General features: G+C 61.2%; 2 protein-coding genes. One reads left to right on the forward strand and one right to left on the reverse strand.

What is annotated here, in order from left to right; genetic code table 11:
- Positions 1-161, forward strand: a 161-nt coding sequence (locus tag JHD07_RS34940; RefSeq protein WP_291630472.1) for an ATP-binding protein, incomplete at its 5' end; no start/stop codon positions are given.
- Here JHD07_RS34940 and JHD07_RS34945 read toward each other — a convergent pair.
- Positions 156-2,273 (reverse strand): recombinase family protein (locus JHD07_RS34945; protein ID WP_291630467.1); only part of this gene is annotated, 2,118 nt, incomplete at its 5' end. The genes JHD07_RS34940 and JHD07_RS34945 overlap by 6 nt on opposite strands.

The following is a 2,273-nucleotide window of genomic DNA, read 5'->3' on the forward strand; positions in this document are numbered from 1 at the left end:
CCTGGAACGAGAGGAGAGGATACTGCCGGCTCACCGCCGACCAGCACCGCGATCTGCTCGAGATTGTCGATGATCGCTACGACAAGGGATCCTTGTTGATCACAAGTCAGGTCCCCGTGTCGCAATGGCACGACGTCATTGCCGAGCCGATGACTTCATGATGCCTCCTTCTTCGAATGCTTGGTGCGTCGTACCCGATTGCGCAGCTGACTGATTTGTTCGTCTGAGAGCTCGATCTGCCATGGCTGACCTTTGACTAACTGACGACCTACCAGCAATCCGCGCGCAAGATAATCGAACACTGTTTGCGGGGTTAATCCAAGCTCAGCCGCTGCCCCCTGAATCGAGAAGCTGCCGTCGGGCCAGCGCATGGGATTCTGGTCCACGCAGTTGATCTTGACGGTGGGGATGCCCCAGCGGGTGCGCAACAGCCAGACGTTATCGCCTTTGAAGGCGCAGCCTCGGGCCGCGACGAAGCCTTCTTGATTGAGTATTATCGCGATCTCGGCGTCCATTTTGTGTTCAGCATTCAACTCGACGATCCGCTGCCGCAACCCATCAATGTCGATGTAATTGCGGTAGGTGTGAACGCGCCGTTGCACGTGATGCTCGCTGGTTGCGCCGGTCTGCCAGACGATTTTGAGCCACACCTGACCTCGGATCCGCTTCTGATCAAGAACGACTTCGCGGATGACAAATCGCAGAATGCGCTTGCGATCGGCTGCCGACGTGGTGGCCGCGTTCCAAATCTGCGGCAGGTTCTCGCCGAGTGCTTGTAGCCCTGCGCGTTCCACCGGGCCAATCAGAAGCGGCTCTTGCCCACGCCAACGCGCATGTTCCTGCTCGACCGCCTCGACGGCACGCAGCTTCTCTTCCCAAGCCCGCTCAAGTGAGCGCGCCACGAGACGGTTCTCGGGCTCTACGGCGTCATACTGACGTCGAGCGCGCTCGGCCTCGTAGCGGGCGCGCTCTACGCGAAGCGCCCATTGGCGCTCGAGCTGGCGGCTGTCCTGCTCCAGTTGGCTCGCCGCCGCGAGTGCGATCTCAATCTGATCCGGCACCAGGGCGTCGAGGACCACCCGCTGGACCAAGGCGTCAACCGCTAAGGCCCGGACTTCCTGGCACAGTGCACTGCCTTCCTGATCCCGATCCGACCGGCAGCAATAGACCGGATAGTCGGCATTCAGGCCAGTGTAGCGCATGCTCATGCGCCGTCCGCAACGGCCGCAGATCGCAATTCCTTGTAACAGGGCTGCCCCCTTGCGCGGCACGCCAGCGTGTCCTGCCTCAAAATGCGCGACGTTATCTGCCAGTCGCCGCTGGTTGGCCATGAACTCCTCCCAGTTGATATAACCCGGGTGAGCAGCGCGGAGGCAAACCGCCGAGTCGGCGATCGCCACCTTGACCGTTCCCGTCAGCGATCCCGGCTGGCATCGGCTCGGATCCTTTTGCCGGCGGCCATAAACATACCCCCCAGCATAAGCTGGATTTTGAAGGATACTAAGGACGCGTGCACTATCTGGCATACGCCAGACGGTCTCGTGTGGAGCTGGTCCAAGCAGCGGCCGAACCGGCAACGACAATCCGTTCCGGTCCAAGTACCGCATCACACGGCGGGCGCTTTGCAGTTCCTGGAATTTGGCAAAAACGAGATGAAGGCGGGCCTGCACCTCCTCATCAGGATTGAGAATAATCGTTCCGGCGCGATCATAGGCGAGCCCGGCTGGCAGGGGCAGCCGCAGTTCGCCCCGCGCCGCCTTCTGGCGTTCCCCTTGGTGAAGGCGCATCCGAAGCTGATGCAACTCCGCCTCGCTCATTATGCCGGACAAGCCCAACAGCAGGCGGTCGTGGTAGGCGCGCGGATCGTAAAGCCGCTCGCCACCCGCAATGAGCACACCAAACACCGAGCACAGTTCGAGCAACTGATGCCAGTCCCGGTTGTTGCGGGCCAAGCGAGAAGCGTCGAGGCTCACCACAAGACCGGCGTTGCCAAGACCGATCTCGGCAAAGAGCTTCTGGAAGCCATGACGATCCACACCGCCAGCACCGGATTTGCCCAGATCCTCGTCAATGACCTGGACGCGCTCCGGCGGCCAGCCCAGACCGATGGCGCGATCGACGAGGCGGTACTGCAGCTCCGTGCTCTCCTGATGCTGGCGCACCTGGTTCACGGATGACTGCCGCACGTAGACATAGGCCAACTTCGCTCTGTGCGCAGTCGTGAGCCGCTCGTCAGCGACGTTTAAGTTGATCAGCACGACCCAGTTCCCTTC

It is taken from the genome of Bradyrhizobium sp., from assembly GCF_016462955.1.
Classification (GTDB): domain Bacteria; phylum Pseudomonadota; class Alphaproteobacteria; order Rhizobiales; family Xanthobacteraceae; genus Bradyrhizobium.